The 18,549-nt window shown below is 69.0% G+C and carries 17 protein-coding genes and 1 pseudogene; 6 read left to right on the forward strand and 12 right to left on the reverse strand.

The window, feature by feature from the left end; genetic code table 11:
• A pseudogene (locus tag VXC91_RS18855) lies at positions 1–556 on the forward strand (C40 family peptidase); the annotation flags it as partial.
• A 24-nt stretch (positions 557–580) separates the two neighbouring features.
• Here the strand turns inward: VXC91_RS18855 and VXC91_RS18860 are convergent.
• Positions 581–1,648, reverse strand: coding sequence for an alkene reductase (locus tag VXC91_RS18860; protein WP_329508444.1), 1,068 nt, complete (start codon positions 1,646–1,648; stop codon positions 581–583).
• Between the two features lie 277 nt (positions 1,649–1,925).
• Between VXC91_RS18860 and VXC91_RS47000 the strand changes: the two genes are divergently transcribed.
• Complete coding sequence (locus VXC91_RS47000) at positions 1,926–2,225, forward strand: DUF6233 domain-containing protein (RefSeq protein ID WP_408057412.1); 300 nt, start codon at positions 1,926–1,928, stop codon at positions 2,223–2,225.
• Here VXC91_RS47000 and VXC91_RS18865 read toward each other — a convergent pair.
• Positions 2,191–2,853 carry a response regulator transcription factor gene (locus VXC91_RS18865; RefSeq protein ID WP_329508475.1) on the reverse strand — a complete coding sequence of 221 codons (663 nt, stop codon included), beginning with the start codon at positions 2,851–2,853 and terminating at the stop codon, positions 2,191–2,193. The genes VXC91_RS47000 and VXC91_RS18865 overlap by 35 nt on opposite strands.
• Positions 2,854–2,872: 19 nt before the next feature.
• Entirely contained in the window at positions 2,873–4,093 is a 1,221-nt protein-coding gene (locus VXC91_RS18870) for a sensor histidine kinase (RefSeq protein ID WP_329508476.1), read from the reverse strand.
• 260 nt (positions 4,094–4,353) lie between these two features.
• Here VXC91_RS18870 and VXC91_RS18875 point away from each other — a divergent pair, with 260 nt between their 5' ends.
• Positions 4,354–5,670 (forward strand): glycosyltransferase family 4 protein, encoded by a 1,317-nt coding sequence (locus VXC91_RS18875; protein WP_329508445.1) that lies wholly within the window; start codon positions 4,354–4,356, stop codon positions 5,668–5,670.
• A gap of 454 nt (positions 5,671–6,124) precedes the next feature.
• Here the strand turns inward: VXC91_RS18875 and VXC91_RS18880 are convergent, their stop codons facing one another.
• Both VXC91_RS18880 and acnA read right to left on the reverse strand, forming a co-directional pair.
• The gene (locus VXC91_RS18880; RefSeq protein ID WP_329508446.1) at positions 6,125–6,298 is read right to left on the reverse strand and encodes a hypothetical protein; all 174 of its coding nucleotides are present in this window, start codon (positions 6,296–6,298) and stop codon (positions 6,125–6,127) included.
• A gap of 95 nt (positions 6,299–6,393) precedes the next feature.
• Complete coding sequence (gene acnA, locus VXC91_RS18885; RefSeq protein ID WP_329508447.1) at positions 6,394–9,108, reverse strand: aconitate hydratase AcnA; 2,715 nt, start codon at positions 9,106–9,108, stop codon at positions 6,394–6,396.
• Between the two features lie 130 nt (positions 9,109–9,238).
• On the opposite strand from acnA, the gene VXC91_RS18890 reads away from it, so the two are divergent.
• The 3 genes from VXC91_RS18890 (at position 9,239) to VXC91_RS18900 (ending at position 11,312) form a co-directional block, all read left to right on the forward strand.
• Positions 9,239–10,036, forward strand: a complete 798-nt coding sequence (locus VXC91_RS18890; protein WP_329508448.1) for a COG4280 domain-containing protein — start codon at positions 9,239–9,241, stop codon at positions 10,034–10,036.
• The gene (locus VXC91_RS18895) at positions 10,033–10,251 is read left to right on the forward strand and encodes a hypothetical protein (RefSeq protein WP_329508449.1); all 219 of its coding nucleotides are present in this window, start codon (positions 10,033–10,035) and stop codon (positions 10,249–10,251) included. The genes VXC91_RS18890 and VXC91_RS18895 overlap by 4 nt, the downstream gene beginning before the upstream one ends.
• Before the next feature lie 134 nt (positions 10,252–10,385).
• Complete coding sequence (locus VXC91_RS18900; protein WP_329508450.1) at positions 10,386–11,312, forward strand: MurR/RpiR family transcriptional regulator; 927 nt, start codon at positions 10,386–10,388, stop codon at positions 11,310–11,312.
• A gap of 25 nt (positions 11,313–11,337) precedes the next feature.
• On the opposite strand, the gene VXC91_RS18905 is transcribed toward VXC91_RS18900, so the two are convergent.
• The 7 genes from VXC91_RS18905 to VXC91_RS18935 form a co-directional block, all read right to left on the reverse strand.
• The gene (locus VXC91_RS18905) at positions 11,338–11,925 is read right to left on the reverse strand and encodes a Chromate resistance protein ChrB (RefSeq protein WP_329508451.1); all 588 of its coding nucleotides are present in this window, start codon (positions 11,923–11,925) and stop codon (positions 11,338–11,340) included.
• A 9-nt stretch (positions 11,926–11,934) separates the two neighbouring features.
• Positions 11,935–13,782, reverse strand: coding sequence for an FAD-binding protein (locus VXC91_RS18910; RefSeq protein WP_329508452.1), 1,848 nt, complete (start codon positions 13,780–13,782; stop codon positions 11,935–11,937).
• Positions 13,779–14,498, reverse strand: coding sequence for a VIT1/CCC1 transporter family protein (locus VXC91_RS18915; RefSeq protein ID WP_329508453.1), 720 nt, complete (start codon positions 14,496–14,498; stop codon positions 13,779–13,781). The genes VXC91_RS18910 and VXC91_RS18915 overlap by 4 nt, the downstream gene beginning before the upstream one ends.
• An 87-nt stretch (positions 14,499–14,585) precedes the next feature.
• The gene (locus VXC91_RS18920; protein ID WP_329508454.1) at positions 14,586–15,422 is read right to left on the reverse strand and encodes an ABC transporter ATP-binding protein; all 837 of its coding nucleotides are present in this window, start codon (positions 15,420–15,422) and stop codon (positions 14,586–14,588) included.
• A gap of 9 nt (positions 15,423–15,431) precedes the next feature.
• Positions 15,432–16,460, reverse strand: coding sequence for a FecCD family ABC transporter permease (locus VXC91_RS18925; RefSeq protein WP_329508455.1), 1,029 nt, complete (start codon positions 16,458–16,460; stop codon positions 15,432–15,434).
• Positions 16,457–17,509 (reverse strand): FecCD family ABC transporter permease, encoded by a 1,053-nt coding sequence (locus tag VXC91_RS18930; RefSeq protein ID WP_329508456.1) that lies wholly within the window; start codon positions 17,507–17,509, stop codon positions 16,457–16,459. The genes VXC91_RS18925 and VXC91_RS18930 overlap by 4 nt, the downstream gene beginning before the upstream one ends.
• Positions 17,506–18,546: an ABC transporter substrate-binding protein gene (locus VXC91_RS18935; RefSeq protein ID WP_329508457.1), complete on the reverse strand. Its 1,041-nt coding sequence runs from the start codon at positions 18,544–18,546 to the stop codon at positions 17,506–17,508. The genes VXC91_RS18930 and VXC91_RS18935 overlap by 4 nt, the downstream gene beginning before the upstream one ends.
• Positions 18,547–18,549: the final 3 nt, after the last annotated feature.

The following is an 18,549-nucleotide window of genomic DNA, read 5'->3' on the forward strand; positions in this document are numbered from 1 at the left end:
TGTTAAGGATCAAGCTGAGCGCCGAGCAGCTCGCCGCCCCGGCCGCGCTGGAGCGCGACGCGGCCGGGGCGGCACAGCAGCAGTTCCTGGCGTCCGGTGCGCTCGGCGCCGAGCGCATGCCCTCACAATGGGCGACCGCGCCCTGCGGTACGCCCTCGACCGGATCTGGAAGCCGTACGGGTGAGGCGCCGAGGGCCCGGTGGCGTACGACTGCCCGGGCTGACCTCACGGGCCTGGGAGCACGCGGGACAGACCATCCCGCGCACCAGCCAGGAACAGTGGGCCCGACTGCCGCACGTCTCACCGAACGAGCTGCGCACCGGGGACCTGGTGGTCTACTTCCCCAAGGCCACACACGTGGCCCTGTACCTCGGGGACGGTAAGGCCGTGCAGGCGCCGCGACCGGGAACGAAGGTCAAGGTGTCCCCGATCGCCGCGAACCCGGTTCTGGGCGCGGTCCGCCCCGACCCGAACGCCGGGCCCGAATAGCGCTACGCCCCCGGAACTCCCGAGTACCGCCACAGAGGGTCCGGACGAGGGCTACGGCGCCCTGTAGTCGCGGGTGCCCCGGGTGCGGATGTCAGGCGGAGGTGACCGTCGGGTAGTCGGTGTAGCCCTCCGCGCCGCCCCCGTAGAAGCTCTTGGGGTCGGCAGTGTTGTACGGGCCCTCGGTCTTGATGCGGGCGATGAGATCCGGGTTGGCCAGGAACGGCCGCGCGAAGGCCACGGCGTCCGCTATCCCGTCGTCGAGGACCTCGGTCAGGGCCTTGTGCGGCGCGTCCACGTCGTACAGGGGGTTGAGGACGAACGGCCCCGACCAGGCGGCGCGCATCTTGCGCGTCAGATCACGGTCATCCTTGGTCTCCCGCATGTGGACGTAGGCGAGCGGCAGGTCCGACAGGGCGTTCAGCAGTGTGGTGTACAGCTCGGCGGGGTCGTTCTCAACGATGTCCAAGTCATTGTTTCCGGGCGAGATGCGCAGGCCGACCCGGTCCGCGCCGATGGCCGCGGCCACGGCCTTGACGACCTCGACGGGGAAGCGGACGCGGTTCTCGACAGTGCCGCCCCAACGGTCCGTGCGCAGGTTGACGTTGTCGGAGAGGAACTGCTGCACGAGGTAGCCGTTGGCGCCGTGGATCTCCACGCCGTCGAAGCCGGCCTCGATGGCGTTGCGGGAGGCGGTGACGTGGTCCTCGATGGTCTGGAGGATCTCTTCCTCGGTGAGCTCCTGCGGGGCGATGTTGTCCACGGGGCCCTCCGCGGTGTAACAGTGACCTGGGGCCTTGACCGCGGACGGGGCCACGGGCGTGAGCCCCGTCAGGGAGGGATGGCCGATCCGGCCCGTGTGCATGATCTGCGCGAAGATCGTGCTGCCCGCTGCATGGACGGCATCGGTGACGGGCCGCCACGCGGCGACCTGCTCGGCGCTGTGGAGACCCGGCGTCGAGATGTAGCCCTGTCCGACCGGGCTCGGCTGGATGCCCTCGGTGATGATCAGTCCGGCGCCCGAACGCTGGGTGTAGTACTCGACCATGATGTCGGTGGCCAGCCCGTCCAGAGTGGCCCGGTTGCGCGTCATCGGGGCCATGAACACCCGGTTCGCCGCCGTGGTGGCTCCGACAGTGATGGGTTCGAATGCGGTCGTCACGACACTTCCTCTCGTCGCACCGCCGTCCCCCGACCTCGTGGTTCGGGGCACGGCGGACTTGCGGTCTCTGCGCCGGTCGGCTGGACCGGTCGCTCACGTTTTGCGTCGTCAGGGCCGGATCTCTTACCAACTACGGCTTCTTGCCGTGGAATGACGGACTGTCCACCGGCGTATATGGTTCCCCGCTGGTTCCGTGTGGCTCGCCGGCCCAGTTTGGGTCCGCACGGCTTGTACACGTGCAGCGGTCTACACGTCGCTGCCCTGCCCTGGAGTGACCGTGATAGCGGGACACGCGAGCAGGGTTGCCGGACGATTTGGCGTCCCTGGTGGCAATTGGACGCAAAAGCATCCGGAGCACGCCATCGTCCGCACCGGCGAGTGCACCATGGCGCGCGGCAGGGCGTACAGCGTCAGCGAGCAGGAAGCCCAGATGGCGCTCGCGGACGAGGTGATAGAGGCAGAGGCATGCCAGTTCTTGCCGACGGGATCCTCGGCTGGGGATTCTGGAAAGACGCGAGTCCCCGCATGCAAGAGGGTGGCGGTCAGTCCAGCAGGCGCTGTTCGGCGGCTTTCGTAACGGCTGCTGTGCGGGTCTGGACGTTTAGTTTGTTGAAGATTCGACTCAGGTGTGATTTGACGGTTGTTTCGCTGAGGAAGAGTGCGCGGGCTATCTCTCGGTTGGTGTGGCCTTCGGCCAGTTGTCGCAGGATGTGGCGCTCGCGTTCGGACAGGGCGGGTGGGGGAGTGTGCAGGTGGCTGAGGACGAGGTCGGTGACGGGCCCAGAGAGCGTGGTCCGTCCCGCGGCGGCAGCGTTGATCGCGTCGTAGAGGGCTTGGGGGTTGTCGGCTTTCAGTAGGTATCCGGTGGCGCCGGCCTTGATCGCGCGCGTGATGTCCGCGTGGGTGTCGAACATGGTGAGAACCAGCACGCGGGGTGTGGGCATCTCCGGGGCGGCTGCTGCCTGGGCGAGAAGTTTGCGCGTGGTGGCGATGCCATCGGGTCCTGCGTCCAGCTGAAGGTCCATGAGGATCACGTCGGGGTGTACGCGCGCGGCGACGGCGACTGCTTCCTCTCCGCTGGCCGCCTCGCCTACGACCTTCATGTCGTCCCTGTTGGACAGGAGAGCATGAAGGCCTGCACGGACCACCGCGTGGTCATCGCAGAGGAGAATCCGCACGGGTTGCGGGGAGCGCGAGGGGGACATGGGGGCCTTTCGCATGCGGTCAGGACGGTATGGGAAAGGTCGCGGTGACGACGGTCCCTTCCTCGGGGACTGATTCGAGGCTGAGAGTGCCGCCCGCGTGGAGTGCCCGCGCATGCATCGAGGGCAGGCCGAAGCCACGGTCCCCTCTTGGCGCATGGTCCACTCGTGGCCGAGATACCAAGGCCTCTTCGGGTGCGCATCCCGTGCCGTTGTCGGCTATGTCCAATGACACCTGCTGCTCCAAGTGCGTCAGGGTGATGACGGCCTGGGTGGCGTTCGCGTGCTCGCGGACATTGGCCATCGCTCCCTGTGCGATGCGCAGCAGGGCGCCGGCGATAGGCGGGGACAGCACAGTAGCTGGTCCCTCTTCGTGGAACGTCACCGTGAGGTGGGGGGTGGTTTCCCGCGCTGTGAGCGCGGACAGCGCCTCGGCCAGTGTGTAATCGGCGAGGTCGGCGGGGCTGAGATCGCGCACGAAGCGGCGGGCCTCCACGAGTCCGCGCTGCACTATGGCGGTAGCGTCCCTGACATGACGGCGGGCTGTGTCGGGACTGGTCGACCAGAGGTGGTCGGCGGCCTGCAGTAGCATCTGCTGGCTCGCGAGGCCCTGGGCAAGGACGTCATGGATTTCAGCGGACAGACGTTGCCGCTCGGCCAGTGTGCCGGCCCTCCGTTCGGTGGCAGCCAGGGCTTCCCGCGTGCGCACGAGGTCGGCGATCAGGAGGCGCTGGCGCGCTGACTGCCGCTTCAGCCGGACGAGGACCGCCGTGGCCACCGCGGCAACGGCCGGTGGAGCCAACAACATGTTCGGGTTGATCGCACCACCCGCTCCGCGCAGCTGAGAGGCCACCACTAGGACCGTCAGCACCGCGACGACAGGAATCGCGATGCGCGTAGGCAGCCTGTGGAGACCGGCGAACAAAACCGGCATCAGGCACCACGTGGCGCTGGGAGCCAGCGCGAGCAGGACCGCCCAGCATGAGGAAACTACCGCCAACCACAACAAATGGCGCCTGGCCGGCGGCGTTCCAGGCTGTGGCGCAGGAGCCCAAAGAGATCCCAAGAAGTAGAGCAGCCCGAAGAGGGCGAACAGACAGCTGACCCAGAGCACATGTGAGCCCGACCGGTCATGAGCCAGGTAGCGAATCAGCGACGAGCCCAGCAGAACCACAAACGCCACCTGCAAGACTGCCAACAGCCAGCGCTCATCGCGCCGTTCGGCTCTCCCATCTGCGAACACTCCACCAACCGGTCCGACCGGTAGAACACCACGTCCCGCAGCCAATTCTCCGCAGCCTCCGTCCTCCCGCTTAATCAAGCAGACCCCTTATCTCACCCGGGCTGCCAACACAACCCCCATCCGGCCCCCGAGAATGCCCTCCCTATCGCCCGCAAGGGCCCCCAATCGGCGCCTCACGGTCAGCTCGAGCCCACCCATGCTGGCACTACGCCTGCTGCGGCAGTGAACCAGCACCAGCACCCGAGCTCCTCGTGGGACACATGCGCATCACATTCCTCTTGCACAATGCCTTCGCCATCGGCGGGACCACCCGCTCCACATTCAACCTCGCAGCCGCTCTGTCAGAGCGACACCACGTCCACGTGGTCTCCGTCTTCAAAGACCGGACACGCCCCCGACTGGAACTGCCGCCCGCAATCACGCTGACCGCACTCGTGGATCGAAGGAGTTCATCTCCCGACAGCGCGGACCCACGCATTCATCAGGCAGGCAGCTATTTCCCACGCGGCGACAGCCGACGACGCCAATATCACCAGCTGGCCGAAGAACGCCTGCTGGCGTGGTTCGCCACCTGCTCCACCGACGTCATCATCTCCACGCGCGCCGGTCTCAACGTCATGCTGGCTCGCTTCGGCCCCACCTCAGCCGTCCGCATCGGACAAGAACACCTCGTCCACGATTCGCTCCGGCACTGTCTGCGACGCGCCATGCAACGCTGGTATCCAGCCTTGGACGCCGTCGTGGCGATGACGCAAGCGGACGCGGCGGCCTACCGCAGCGGACTTCACCTCCAACAGCCCTCGATCAGGGCCCTGCCCAACAGCATCCCCGCACCGCACCGGGCCGGCACCGCCCGCACCAGCAAAATCGTCATGGCCGCCGGGCGGCTCACCCGAGTCAAACGCTACGACATGCTCATCGAAGCCTTCACGCGCGTCAGCCCTCAGCGGCCGGACTGGCAGCTGCGTATCTACGGCTCAGGTCCGAGCAGGATATTTCTGCAAGCAGAGATCGACCGCCGGAACATGGCAGAGCACATCCAACTCATGGGGCCGGCGACCCCGCTGGCCCCTAAATGGGACGAAGCATCCATCGCCGCAGTGACCTCAGCACAGGAATCATTCGGCATGACCCTCGTCGAAGCGATGGGACACGGCCTTCCCGTGGTAAGCACCGACTGCCCCCACGGACCACGCGAGATCATCCGACATGGCATCGACGGACGCCTCGTTCCCCGCGACGACATCGCCGCACTCAGCAGAGCACTGGCACAGCTGATGGACGACCAGCCCATGCGCGAAACGATGGGACAAGCTGCCCGAGCAAGAGCACAGGCCTGCTTCACCCCCAAGCAGGTCGCGGGGCGCTACGAGGAACTCCTCACCGATCTGCAACGGCACTTCCCCGCGGACACGCAAACCGGACGGCGCGACCTCTTGTCGCCCCTCTACGTCGGCCGGGCCACCCTCGGCATCACCGCCCGCGGCGCATACCGGCGCCTACGCCGATACTTGCACGCGGCACATGCGCTCACCCAGAACACCCATACCTCCGTGAGGGATCCGCATGCCCGCTGACGATCGCCACCGATCCCCAGTACGTGGGCAGACCTGGCGGCGTGCTGGACGCTCTGGCGCGTGGAGTGTCTCCTGAGAAACTGGGCGCTGGCAAGGCCGGTCAGAGGCACGAACTCCCTCGCACAGAAGCAGAAGCCCGGCGGATGCGAGAGAACTCCGGCCAGAGCTACACCGTCGACGCCGACGCCTACCGGCCCGGCGCCGAGGTGCAGGAGGACCCGCACAACTTCTTGGGGAAAGCCACGCCCGGCAGGCATTGCCGGCCGTCACTGGTCGGCACGTCTGTTGCGTCTTCGTCCACGGAGGCGGAGGCGGAGGCGGACGATTGCCGCCCAGGGATGGTCCCGGCGCTCTCCATGGTGGTGGGATCACCGGGGCTTGGTGCGGCCCTTGTCCTTGCCGTGCGTGACGGTGCTCCAGGCGCGGCGGTGGCGCGAACCGGTACTAGCTGGAACTAGGGGGCGGCGGTGCGGCGTGCGCAGGAAGACCCGGCCGTGGAGTAGCCGGGCGTCTTCCTGCTCCAGTCCTGGGTGAGGCTGGTGTGGTGCCCGCACTCGTGATCGTCCACCCACCGTCGCCGACAGGCGGTCTCCGGGTGTGGGCCGTTGGCCGTGATCGGCATCGTCATCCGGCCTGACCGTCGCTGCTCCCTACCCGGATGGTTCGATTCAGCGGGTGCCGCGAGTGTGCTGCCGCACGCGCCGAGCGCAATTGTTCGGGTTCTCACCGAGGCTTTCCCGCCAAGGGTGTACGCCGTGTGAAGTCGCGCATGACGTAGGGCAGGATGCCTCCGTGGCGGTAGTGGGTCCGCTCGCGTGGCGTGTCCAGGCGCACGGTCACGCGGAATGTCCGGGCATCTGCGTGTACCAGCGCCGTGCGTGAGGTTTCGCTGGCATCGGCGTCGTCCTTCAGAGCGTGGGACAGGCCGGTGATGTCGTACACCTCCTCTCCGGTGAGTTTCAGTGTGGTGACGCTGTCGCCCGGCAGGAACTGGAGCGGCAGGATGCCCATGCCCACCAGGTTCGAGCGGTGGATGCGCTCGAAGGACTCGGCCAGCACGGCTCGGACGCCCAGCAGGGCTGGGCCCTTGGCCGCCCAGTCGCGAGACGAGCCGGTACCGTACTCCTTGCCCGCCAGCAGGATGTGCGGGATGCCGGCCGCGCGGTAGGCGGCGGCCGCGTCGTGGATGGTCGTAACCGCTCCTTCCGCCGTGAAGTCCCGGGTGAGCCCGCCCTCGGTACCGGGTATGAGCCGGTTGCGCAGCCGGATGTTCGCGAGTGCACCACGCATCATCACCTCGTGGTTGCCGCGGCGCGATGCGTATGTGTTGAGTTGTGCGCGTGGTGTGCCGTGCGCGGTGAGGTGGCGGCCTGCCGGGCTCTGCCCGGGAATGGCCCCGGCCGGCGACAGGTGGTCGGTGGTCACGGAGTCGCCGAGGCTCGCCAGGACTCGCGCGCCGCGGATGTCTGCCACTGGCTCGGGCGCGTCGCCCACTCCGTCCAGGAACGGGGGCCGGAGCAGATACGTGGAGTTGTCGGGCCAGTCGAAGAGTTCGCCAGACGGTGTGTCGAGGAGCGCCCAGCGGGGGTCGCCCGTGAAGACGTCCGCGTAGGCGCGGGTGAACATGTCCGGCGTGACGGCGGCTTCGATGACCTCCCGGATCTCGTCGGCGGTCGGCCAGATGTCCCGCAGGAAGACGGGGTGTCCGTCGCGGTCGGTGCCGACGGCGTCGGTGGTCAGGTCGGTGTCCACGGTGCCGGCCAGGGCGTATGCCACGACGAGGGGTGGTGAGGCAAGGAAGTTCATGCGTGCGTCGGGGTGGATGCGGCCTTCGAAGTTCCGGTTGCCGGACAGAACCGCGGCCACGGTGAGGTCCTGTTCCCGCACCGCCTCGGAGACCCCGTCGACCAGGGGGCCGGAGGCTCCGATGCAGGTCATGCATCCATAGCCGGTCAGATGGAAGCCCAGCTTCTCCAGGTACGGCGTCAGGCCAGCGCTGCCGAGGTAGTCCGTGACGACGCGGGAACCGAGCGACAGGCTGGTCTTCACCCAGGGCTTGCGGCGCAGTCCGCGTTCGACGGCGTTGCGGGCGAGCAGGCCCGCACCGACCATCACCGACGGGTTGGCGGTGTTGGTGCAGGACGTGATCGCGGCGATCACGACGGCCGCGTCCTCGGGTTGCTCGGACATGCGGTGGGACTCGGTCCGGTACGGTACGGGGCTCACGGCATCCTCCCGCGCTGCGGCACCGGTCCGCTCTCGCACGATGTCTCGCACCGCGGCGCGTACCTGGTCCAGGGGCATGCGGTCCTGGGGGCGACTCGGGCCCGCCAAGGACGGGACGACGGTGGAGAGGTCGAGCCGGAGCGTCTCGGTGTAGCACGGCGGTTCGTCCGGACGGTGCCACAGCCCCTGTTCCTTCGCATAGGCCTCGACGAGGGCGACGTGGTCGGGTGTTCTGCCGGTGAAGCGCAGATACCGCAGGGTCTCCTCGTCGATCGGGAAGTACCCGCAGGTCGCTCCGTACTCGGGTGCCATGTTGGCCAGGGTGGCCCGGTCGGCGAGGGAGAGGCGGGCCACGCCGAGGCCGTAGAACTCCACGAACTTGCCGACCACGCCGTGGCCGCGCAGAAGTTCGGTAATCGTCAGGACCAGATCCGTAGCGGTCGCGCTCTCCGGCAGTTCGCCGTCCAGCCGGACGCCCACCACGGGTGGGATCAGCATCGACAGGGGCTGGCCGAGCATGGCGGCCTCAGCCTCGATGCCGCCGATGCCCCAGCCCAGGGTGCCAAGGCCGCCGATCATCGTCGTGTGCGAGTCGGTGCCCAGGCACAGATCGGGGAACGCCCAGCCGTCGCGGGCCACGATCACGCGGGCCAGGTACTCGAGGTTGACCTGGTGCATGATGCCGGTGCCTGGCGGCACGACCGCCACGTGACGCAGCACGTCGCGCCCCCACTTGAGGAATCGGAAGCGCTCGGCGTTGCGCTCGTATTCGAGTGCGACATTACGCTCGGCCGCGTCCGGGCGGGCGGCGATGTCCGCGACGATTGAGTGATCGACCGTCAACTCGACGGGGATGACCGGGTTGACGTGTGCCGGATCGCCGCCGCGCTCGGCCACGGCGGTACGCAGCGCGGCGAGGTCGGCGAGGGCCGGCACGCCGTTCGTGTCATGCAGGAATGCACGCGTCGGGTGGATGTCGACGGCCCGCGCGAAGGAGTCCGCACGCCCCCAGCCGAGCAGCGACTCGATCTGACTGGGCGTCACCCGGCCCAACGACGCGTGGCGCAGCAGATTCTCCAGCAGGACCTTGATGGTGTACGGCCAGTCAGGCGGCGCGATGCCGGAAATCCGGTGAACGGCATACCGATCGCCGCTCACGGTGAGGGTGCCTACGGTGCCGAATCCGTCAACACCGTTTCTCAGATGGTCCATTCGTGCTGCTCCTTCTGTTGTTGCCGGGCGCAGGCCCGGGGCACACGCTCCATGCGTTGACAACATATGTTTCACGTAACTAAAGTGATGATGCAACAGATGCTTCATTCACCAATGGAGAGGAGCCGCCGTGGATGCGGCAACCTGGGGGCTCATCACCGCGACCTTCGTCGCCTGCTTCGTGGAAATGGTCGAAGCGACGACGATCGTCATGGCGATGGGCTACACCCGAAGCTGGCGCTCGGCACTCACCGGAGTGGCAGCCGCCCTGGCAGTACTCGCAGTGGTCACATCGATCGCCGGTTACGCACTCGGGCGCTGGTTCCCCGAAGCAGCGTTGCAACTGGTCATCGGCGGCCTGCTGCTGATATTCGGCCTGCAGTGGCTGAGGAAGGCGATCCTGCGCTCATCGGGCCGCAAGGCCGTCCACGACGAGGACGCGATCTACCGCGAGGAGGTCGAGGCGGCCAAGTCGGCGGGAGAGAGCGCCGGCCGGCTCGACATGTTCTCCTTCATGGTGTCCTTCAAGGGCGTGTTCCTCGAAGGCATGGAGGTCGTCTTCATCGTCATCACCTTCGGCCTGAACGCGGACAACGTGCCTGCGGCCAGCGTGGGCGCCGCGGCGGCGGTGGTCATCGTGCTCGGCATCGCGTTCGCGGTGCGCCGTCCGCTGTCAATGATCGACGAGAACCTGCTCAAGTACGGCGTCGGCCTGCTGCTCGCCTCCTTCGGCACCTACTGGGCGGTGGAGGGGATCGGCATCTTCCGCGCCGGCCAGGAGAGCCTGGAGTGGCCGGGCCACGACCTGGCGATCCTCGGCCTGCTGGTCGTGTGGTTCCTCCTGAGCCGGGTGTTCGTGAGCACCCTGCGCACCCCGGGCACCAGCACGCCGGCTCTTGCCGGCCCGATCGAGGAGAACGTGCGATGAAGTTCCTGAAGTCCTTCGGGCAGTTCTGGTACGACTTCGTCATCGGCGACGACTGGAAGATCGCGGTCGCCGTGGTGCTGGCCCTGGCCCTCCTGCTGGCAGTCCTCTCGCTCGGCCTGTTCGGGGACGCCGCTCTGGCCGTGATCGGCGGCGTCCTGCTGGTGGGCGCCTTCTCCGTCAGCCTGGCCATCGACGTACGGCCGACCAAGTCGTGAAACGTGCGGTACGGCACGGCGGGCGGGCCCGGAGAGAACTCCGGGCCCGCCCCTCGACTCTTTGTCGTGAACCGGCTAGTGCGCGTAGTATCCGCTACAGCCCGTTCGCCGGTGAACCGAGGAGAGCCGTAGCCATGACGTCCGCTATCCGCAAACTGCCCACTCTGCAGGAGCGGGTGACCGCACGCTACGAGTCGCTCACCCCCACCGAACGTAAGGTCGCCACCTATCTGTGCGAGCATCCCCAGCAGGCGGCGTTCTCGTCCGCGGAGGAGATCGCCACGGCCACCGGCACCAGCGACGCCAGCGTCGTACGCACCGCCAAGTCCCTCGGATTCGACGGGCTTCCGGGCCTCAAACGCACCCTCCAGGAGCACCTCGGCACCCTGCTGACGCCGACCCACCTGCTGCACAACACCATCAGCAACTTCAGCGAGGGCCCCGAGGGCGTGGTGGGCAGTCTGCTCGCCGAGCGGGCCGACCTGCTCAACGAACTGGGACGCACCCTCGACCCGGCGGACTTCCGCCGGGCGGTGGAGCTGGTCGCGGACGCCCACGAGACGCTGGTGTGGGGCCTGGGCGGGGACGCGAGCCTCGTCGAGTACACCGTGACCCGGCTCAACCGGCTCGGCTACCGCGCCCGGCCGGCCTCCGACACCGGTTTCCAGCTGGTCGACCGGCTGCTGCCGCTTGGACCCGACGACGTGGTCCTCATCATCGCGCAGAACCGCATCCGGCCCGAGCTGGAAGTGACCCTCCAGCACGCCACGGACACGGGAGCACGCACCGTCCTGCTGACCGACACCCTGCGCGAGGCCCTGGACGAGTGGACCGACGCCGTGCTGACCGCCCCGACGGGCCGGCCGGAGATGTACGGCGGCCAGAGCATGTTCCTGATCGTGCTGGAGGCACTCACCCTGGCTGTGGCGGCACGCGACGAAGAGCGGGCCATACGCACGTTCGACAAGCGCAACCAGCTCAGGGAACTGCTCGACGCCCGCTTCGCGGCGAGGGCACACGAGGCGAAAGGCACCAGGAGGGGCGGACGGCGGCGCACCTGAGCCGCCGCCCGGCGCGGGCGGCGGCTCATCCCACCTCGCTGACGGTCCTTTCATAGACGTCCGCCTCGAACTCCTCCAGCATCTGCTCGCACTCGGCGACCTTCTGCCGGGCGAGCTCCTTGCCGTCGGCGTCCATCCAGTCCCGCGCCTCGACCTTGCGCAGCCAGCGCTTCAGCTTCTCGAGGTCCTGGCGGATCTCCTCCGCCTCCTCGAAGGTGTAGTTGTCGCGGTAGCGCTCGAACTCGATCTCCTTGAAGAACTTGGTCTCGCACTCCTCGACGATCTCCGCGTACTCCTTCGCCGACTGTCCGCGCAGGCCCTCGACGAACTGGACGCGGGCGTCCTCCTCGACATCGGTGAGGGTCAGGAAAACGCTGGAGCCGCCCAGTTCGTCGATGCGCTCGCGGATCCGGCTCAGCTTCTCCCTGAGCTCCCCGCGGTCGGGCAGCACGCACACCGCCTGCTGCACATAGAACCCGCCCAGCCTCTTCAGTTGCCGCCACACCGCCACGCGTGCCCCCGACGACTCGTTGGGCACGCGGTAGATCAGCAGCAGCCAGGGGCCCTGCGTCGGATCTGTGGCGGGGGGCTCGGTACGGGTGTCGATGGCCATATCGCAAGGCTAATCTCCTCGCTCGCCGCGGAGCCCACCGGTCAGCCGCCGGCGCTTGTCCAGGGCCGCGCACAGCGCCTCCACGGCCGCCGCCCAGTCGGCGACGATCCCGATGTCGCACCGCTCGAAGACGAGCGCCCCGGCGTCGTGGTTGACGGCCAGCACGGTCGCCGCCCGCTCCACCCCGCTCATGTGGTTGGTGCTGCCGGAGATGCCCAGCGCGAGGTACAGCTCGGGTGCGACAGCGCGTGCCGTGACCCCCAGCTGGCGTGAGTGCGGCAGCCGGCCGGTGTCGGTCACCTTGCGGGTGGCGGCGAGTTCGGCGTCCAGGAGCAGGCGCAGCGGCTCCAACTCGGCGTACCGGCCCGGATCCACCCCCTGTCCGACACCGATGACGACCCGGGCCCGCTCCAGCGCGTCGTAGTTCGCGTCCGGCTTGAGCGGTCCCGCCCGCAGGGCCGGGTCCGGCGGCACGTCCAGCTGCCGCATGGGCAACGGACCGGAGCCGGGCCGCGGTGTGCGCAGCGGCAGGCTTCCGGTGCGCAGGGTCGCGATCTGCACGGAGCTGAGGCTGTCGATCTCCGCGAGGGCCGACTGGCCCGACGGCTTCGTTCCGACCAGCCGGGGACCGAGGCCGTCGTCGCGGGCCTCCACCGCGACGAGATCGGACATCAGCCCGCTGTCCAGGCGTACGGCGAGCCGGCCCAGCACCTCGCGCTCCCATGAGCGGGCGGAGCTGAGCAGGGCGTGCGGTCGGTCGTGCTCAATGATCCAGGCGTGCAGGGCGGCCGCTGCCGACCGGGGCGCGTCGCCGCTCAGCACGAGCAGCTCATCGGCCCCCCACGCCCCGAAGCCGCGGGTGTCGGCGCCCGGCAGGACGACGGCGATGACCCCGGCGCCGAAGCGTACGGCCACGCCCGCCGCCTCGCCCAGGAGCGCTCGAGGCTCGGCCGTCTCCGGCGGTCCGGTCAACGCCAGGACCCGCTCGAACGGCGTGCCGCGGTGCCGCGGCGGCACGGGCTCGCCGGCGGCCGCGGCATCCGGCTCCGTCCGGGACTCCCAGAGATCGAGGGCCTGCTCCACCTGCTCGTCGAGGGTGCCGGACAGCACCACCGGGGTACGCACCCGCGCCTGCCGGCGTGCCCCCGTCACCCGGGTCGGGCTGGTCACGGGGCCGGTGTGCCCGAGGTCCCGCCGTGACACCGTACGGATCCGGTCGGTACCGGGCCAGATGTCCGACGGCGCCTTGGCCCCCCGGCACGAACGCTCGGCGACGGCGACCACGGCCGGCAGCGCCACCCGCACCGTGCGCCGTCCCTCCTCGGACTGGAGGGTGGCGCGCAGCACGCGGGCGCCACCCTCCTCGGCGACGTCGATGTCGAGGGCCGCCCCGATGAACGGCAGGCCGAGCAGTTCGGCCACCATGGGGCCGATGGCGGTGGTGTTGCCGTCCACGGAACTGCGTCCGACGAGGATCACTTCGGCGTCGGTGTGCGCCTCGAGCGCCGCGGCCAGCGCCTTGGCCGTCACAAGGCAGTCGGCGCCGGCCCAGCCGGGATCGGTCAGGTGCAGGGCGCTCTGCACTCCGCAGGCCAGCGCTTCGCGCAGCACGTCCACAGCGCGGGGCGGTCCCATCGTGACGGCGGTGCTGTGGCCGCCGGGCCCGGCCGCGAGCCGGACCGCCTGGGTCACGGCACGCCGGCACCAGGGGTTCATCTCCGCGTCCTGGCCGGTGCGTCTGAGGCGCCCGTCCGGATCGAGGTCGCCGGAGCCGCCGTCCAGCGGCACCTGCTTGACCAGGGCGACAGCGCGCAGTCCCTGCGCCGCACCCCTGGGGGATATCACGGGATCGGTCATGAAACACCCGTTCCCACGAGCAGACCGACGCCGTAGGTCACCGCGGCGGACAGACCACCGAGCAGCAATTGGCGCCGTCCGCCGAACCACATCGGGCGTGCGGTCAGGCGGGCTATGCCGCCGCCGGTCAGGACCAGCGCCACGGCGCTGATCACCAGTGCCGGAACGATGCCCGAGGCTCCGAGGAAGAACGGCAGCAGCGGTATGAGAGCGCCGACCGCGAAGGCCGCGAACGACGAGGCGGCCGCCGTCCACGGCGAGGGCAGGTCGTCGGGGTCGATGCCGAGTTCCTCGCGCACATGCACGCGCCAGGCCACCTCGGGCTGGGCAGTGATCTCGCGTGCGACCTCAGCGGCCAGTTCCGGGCGCAGCCCCTTGTCCTCGTAGATCAGGGTGAGTTCGCGGAGTTCCTCGTCGGGGTTGGCCTCCAGTTCGCGCCGCTCGGTGGCGATCTCGTCATGGGCCAGATCGCGCTGCGAGGACACCGACGTGTACTCGCCGGTGGCCATGGAGCAGGCGCCCGCGACCAGTCCGGCCAGGCCCGTGAGGATCACGGCCTGTGCCGAGGCGCCGCCGCCGACCACGCCGGCGACGAGGGAGAAGTTGGAGACGAGGCCGTCCATCACACCGAAGGTGGCGGGGCGCAGCCAACCGCCAGTCACGTCCCGGTGGGCGTGATGCAGTTCGGGCATGCGGCTGTCGACGGTCGATGACATGCGTGTGTGATCCGTTCTCGTGGTGCGCAGGGCGTACGGAGGGAAGGGATGAGTGAGATGAGGGGGCGAGTGTGGTGGCGACGTCGTTCAGGAGGCGTCGGCCGTCGCCTTGGCGCCCCGCCGTCCGGGCGCCGTCCGCGCGACCCGTTCCTGGCGGACGGGGATGCACAGCGGCTTGCCGCTGACGGGATGGTCCACGACCCGTGATTCCACGCCGAAGACCTGGTGGATGAGTTCGGGCGTGAGGACTTCGACGGGAGTGCCCTCGGCGACGAGCGCGCCGGCGTGCATCACGAAGATGTGGTCGGCGTACTCCGCGGCCATGTTGAAGTCGTGCAGGACCATCGCGATCGTCGTGCCGTGGTCGCGGTTGAGGTCCGCGAGCAGGTCCAGCACCTCCAGCTGGTAGGCGACGTCGAGATAGGTGGTGGGCTCGTCCAGCAGGATGATGTCGGTTTCCTGGGCCAGGCAGAGGGCGATCCACACCCGCTGCCGCTGACCGCCGGAGAGCTGGTCCACATGGGCATGCCGCATCTCGGCGACGCCGGTGACCTCCATGGCCCACTCTACGGCCTCGCGGTCCGCCTCCGAGGGAACCTTCAGCGAGGAGCGGTGCGGATGACGGCCGAAGCACACGAGGTCCTCGATGGTGATGCCTTCTGGGGCGGTGAGGACCTGCGGCAGGATCGCCAGCAGCCGGGCCACTTCCCGGGTCGGGGTCTTCTGGATGGATTTGCCGTCAAGCACGACCTGGCCCGTGCGCGGCGGCAGGAGCCGGGCCAGCGCGCGCAGCGCCGTGCTCTTGCCGCAGCCGTTGGGTCCGATCAGGACGCTCACCTTGCCGTCCGGGATGGTCAGGCTGAGGTCCTCCGCGATCACGTGGGTGTCGTAGGCGAGTCGCACGTTTTGCGCCTGCAGTCTCATCGGTCGCTCCTACTTGCCCAGCTTGACCAGCAGATAGAGGAAGTACGGTCCGCCGATGACGGCGGTGACCACGCCCGCGGGGATCTCCAGGGGCGGGGCGATCCCGCGGCCCACCGTGTCGGCGAGCAGCATCAGCAGCACGCCGATCATGGCCGCGGCCGACAGCAGCACCACATGACGGCCGCCGACCAGGCGCCGGGCGATGTGCGGTGCGATCAGTCCGACGAAGGTGATGGTCCCGGCGACGGCGACACAGACGCTGGCGAGCGCCACGCCGAGCAGCAGCAGATTGCGGCGGGTGCGCTCCACCGGTTCGCCGAGGCCGGTCGCCAGGTCGTCGCCGAGGCCGAGGACGTCGAGGCGGCGCGCCATCACCAGCACCGCCGGCACGAGCACCGCGATCCACGGCAGGGCCATCCAGACGGTGTCCATCGACCGTCCGAAGAGGCTGCCGGTGAGCCAGATCAGGGAGGCGTTGACGTCCAGCGGGTATTTGACGAGCAGATAGCGGATGCCCGCCTCGAAGGTGGCGCTGACGGCGATGCCCACCAGCGCGAGCCGGACCGGAGAGACCCCGCGCCGGTAGGCGAAGAGGTACACCAGTCCCGCGCCGACGACTCCACCGGCGAAGGCCGCCGGTGGGACCAGGGCGACGGAGGCGCCGGGCAGGGTCAGCACGAGGAGCATGCCGGCGAAGCCGGCGCCCTTGGTCACGCCGATGATGTCGGGGGCGGCCAGCGGGTTGCGGACCACGCCCTGCATCACCCCGCCGGAGACGGCGAGGCCGATGCCGACCACCCAGCACAGCAGCACCCGCGGCAACTGGAAGTCGAGGACGACCTCGGCCCCGTCGGTGGTGCGCTGTCCGGACAGCGCGGTCAGGACGTCCGAGAACGGGATCCGCGTGGCGCCGATCGTCAGGCTGACGAGGGTGCAGACCACGGCCAGGGCGAGCAGCGAGCCGACCAGGATCCAGGGTCTGCGGGCCGCGACGGCGGTACGGCGCACGGGCCGTCCCATCGCTACGTTGACGGTCATCGCGTCACCTTCTGCCGTCGGGCGAGGTAGATGAAGATCGGCGCCCCCACCAGGGCGGTCACCACGCCTGTGGGTACCTCGAAGGGGGGGTTCACATAGCGGGAGCCGATGTCGGCGTAGACGGTGAGGACGGCGCCGACCAGGATCGAGACGGGCAGGACGCGAAGGTAGTTGGAGCCGACCAGTTTGCGTGTGATGTGCGGGGCGATCAGTCCGATGAAGGCGATCGGGCCGGCCACCGCAACCGAGGCACCGCACAGCACGATCACGACGGCGGCACCGAACGCGCGGGTGCGCTCCACGTGTTGGCCCAGGCCGCGGGCCATGTCCTCACCGAGGGCGAGGATGTTGAGCGACTTGGCGAGGGCGAGGGCGACCAGCAGCCCGGCCACGGTCCAGGGCAGCACGGTGCCGATGTCCTGCCACTGGGCGAAGTTGACGCCGCCGACCAGCCAGAACAGTACCGACTGGGTGTCGTTCTCATGGAAGATCACGAGTACCTGAGTGAGGGAGACGAGCAGGGTGCTTGCCGTCACTCCGGCGAGGGCGAGCCGGACCGGGCTGACCTTGCCCGTTCCCATGCCCGCCAGGACCATCACGGTGATGCCCGCCGCCGCCGCGCCGCCGAAGGCAAGGATGATGGAGGGGGCCCCGGCCATGGTCGGCACGATGGTGATGGCCGCGACGACGACCATCGCTGCGCCCGAGTTGACACCCATGATGTCGGGCGAGGCGATGGGGTTGGCTGTGATCGCCTGCATCACCGCGCCGGACACCGCCAGGTTGGCGCCGACCAGGGCCGCGAGCAGCACCCGCGGCAGCCGGATGGTGCGCACGATCTGCTCGGCCGGGGAGTCGGCCGAGAACCAGGAGTGCACCACGGACGACCAGCTGATCTGTTCACTGCCGATCGACAGGGCCCACAGGATGCCGACGGCCAGCAGGGCCACTCCTACGACGGCGACGGCCGCGACGACGATGCCGGGGCCCCGTCCCCGGCCGGCGTCGCCGGCCAGGGACGGCCGCATCGCGGTGGTGGTGGCGTTCATGAGGCGGGAAAGAGCTTCTCGATCGCCTCGCGCGCGATCATCTCGGCGGCGAGGGTGCCCCTGCTCTTGGACCAGACGTTGCCGTCGACCACGTACATCTTGTTGTTCTTGACGGACGGGATCTGCTTCCACAGCTGGCTGGACTGCCACTGGTCGCTCAGCGTCTTGGGCGTGTTGCGCGCCATGAACAGCACGTCGGGCGCGAGGGTGACCATGGACTCCAAGGTCATACTCAAGGTGGAGTCCTGGCCCTTGGTCGAGGGCACCGTCGTCAGTCCGAGGCCGCGCAGCACGGTGGGGGCGAAGGCCCGCTGGGTCTGGGCGCTGACCCCCTTGTCGTAGGTGATGGCGAAGACGATCCTGCGCTTGTCATCGGCGGTGATCTTGGCCTTGAGGTCGGCCATGGCCTTCTTGTGCTTGTCGAGTGCGGCGGTCATCTTGTCGCACTCGTCGACCGCCTCGCCGACCACGACCTCGCTCTGCATGACCCGCTCGTAGTCGGCGGCGTTGCTGCCCAGGGCCACCGTCGGGGCGATCTTCTGCAGCTGCTCGTAGACGGCCGCGTCGCGCTGGCTGTCGGCGAGGATGAGGTCGGGCTTGAGGGACTTGATGACCTGGAGGTTCGGCGACTGCCGCAGACCGACCGAGGTGTAGCTGCCCACGACGTCGCGCAGCGGCTTGAGGATCCGGTCCGGTTTCCCGTCGTCTGCGATGCCTATGGGCTTGACGCCGGCGTTCACCAGCGCGTCCACGAAGGAGAATTCGAGAGCGACGACGCGCTTGGGCTTGCCGGTGATCGTGGTGGTGCCGAGGTCGTGCTTGATGGGGCGGCTGTTCTTGCCGCAGATGGCGTCGTTCGCCTCGGCCTTGGACTGGGCGGCGGCCTGCCCGCCGCCCTTGGCGCTGTCGTCCTTGGCGACGGATCCGGCGGATCCCGCGGTGCCGCCGCAGCCGGCGGTGAGCACGGCGAGGGTGAGAGCGACGCCGAGCGCCGCTGTGGGTCGTCTCGGTGAACGGGGAAGGAGAGGACGAGGCATCGA

The organism is Streptomyces chiangmaiensis, from assembly GCF_036281785.1.
Taxonomy (GTDB): Bacteria; Actinomycetota; Actinomycetes; order Streptomycetales; family Streptomycetaceae; genus Streptomyces; species Streptomyces chiangmaiensis.

Bases quoted from the DNA above. Each gene is read 5' to 3' on its own strand.
- VXC91_RS18865 (WP_329508475.1), bottom strand. From the start codon at position 2,853: ATGTCCCCCTCGCGCTCCCCGCAACCCGTGCGGATTCTCCTCTGCGAT.
- VXC91_RS18900 (WP_329508450.1), top strand. From the start codon at position 10,386: ATGACGTCCGCTATCCGCAAACTGCCCACTCTGCAGGAGCGGGTGACC.
- VXC91_RS18875 (WP_329508445.1), top strand. From the start codon at position 4,354: ATGCGCATCACATTCCTCTTGCACAATGCCTTCGCCATCGGCGGGACC.
- VXC91_RS18905 (WP_329508451.1), bottom strand. From the start codon at position 11,925: ATGGCCATCGACACCCGTACCGAGCCCCCCGCCACAGATCCGACGCAG.
- acnA (WP_329508447.1), bottom strand. From the start codon at position 9,108: ATGGACCATCTGAGAAACGGTGTTGACGGATTCGGCACCGTAGGCACC.
- VXC91_RS18920 (WP_329508454.1), bottom strand. From the start codon at position 15,422: ATGAGACTGCAGGCGCAAAACGTGCGACTCGCCTACGACACCCACGTG.
- VXC91_RS18880 (WP_329508446.1), bottom strand. From the start codon at position 6,298: ATGACGATGCCGATCACGGCCAACGGCCCACACCCGGAGACCGCCTGT.
- VXC91_RS18915 (WP_329508453.1), bottom strand. From the start codon at position 14,498: ATGTCATCGACCGTCGACAGCCGCATGCCCGAACTGCATCACGCCCAC.
- VXC91_RS18895 (WP_329508449.1), top strand. From the start codon at position 10,033: ATGAAGTTCCTGAAGTCCTTCGGGCAGTTCTGGTACGACTTCGTCATC.
- VXC91_RS18925 (WP_329508455.1), bottom strand. From the start codon at position 16,460: ATGACCGTCAACGTAGCGATGGGACGGCCCGTGCGCCGTACCGCCGTC.
- VXC91_RS18935 (WP_329508457.1), bottom strand. From the start codon at position 18,546: ATGCCTCGTCCTCTCCTTCCCCGTTCACCGAGACGACCCACAGCGGCG.
- VXC91_RS18910 (WP_329508452.1), bottom strand. From the start codon at position 13,782: ATGACCGATCCCGTGATATCCCCCAGGGGTGCGGCGCAGGGACTGCGC.
- VXC91_RS18930 (WP_329508456.1), bottom strand. From the start codon at position 17,509: ATGAACGCCACCACCACCGCGATGCGGCCGTCCCTGGCCGGCGACGCC.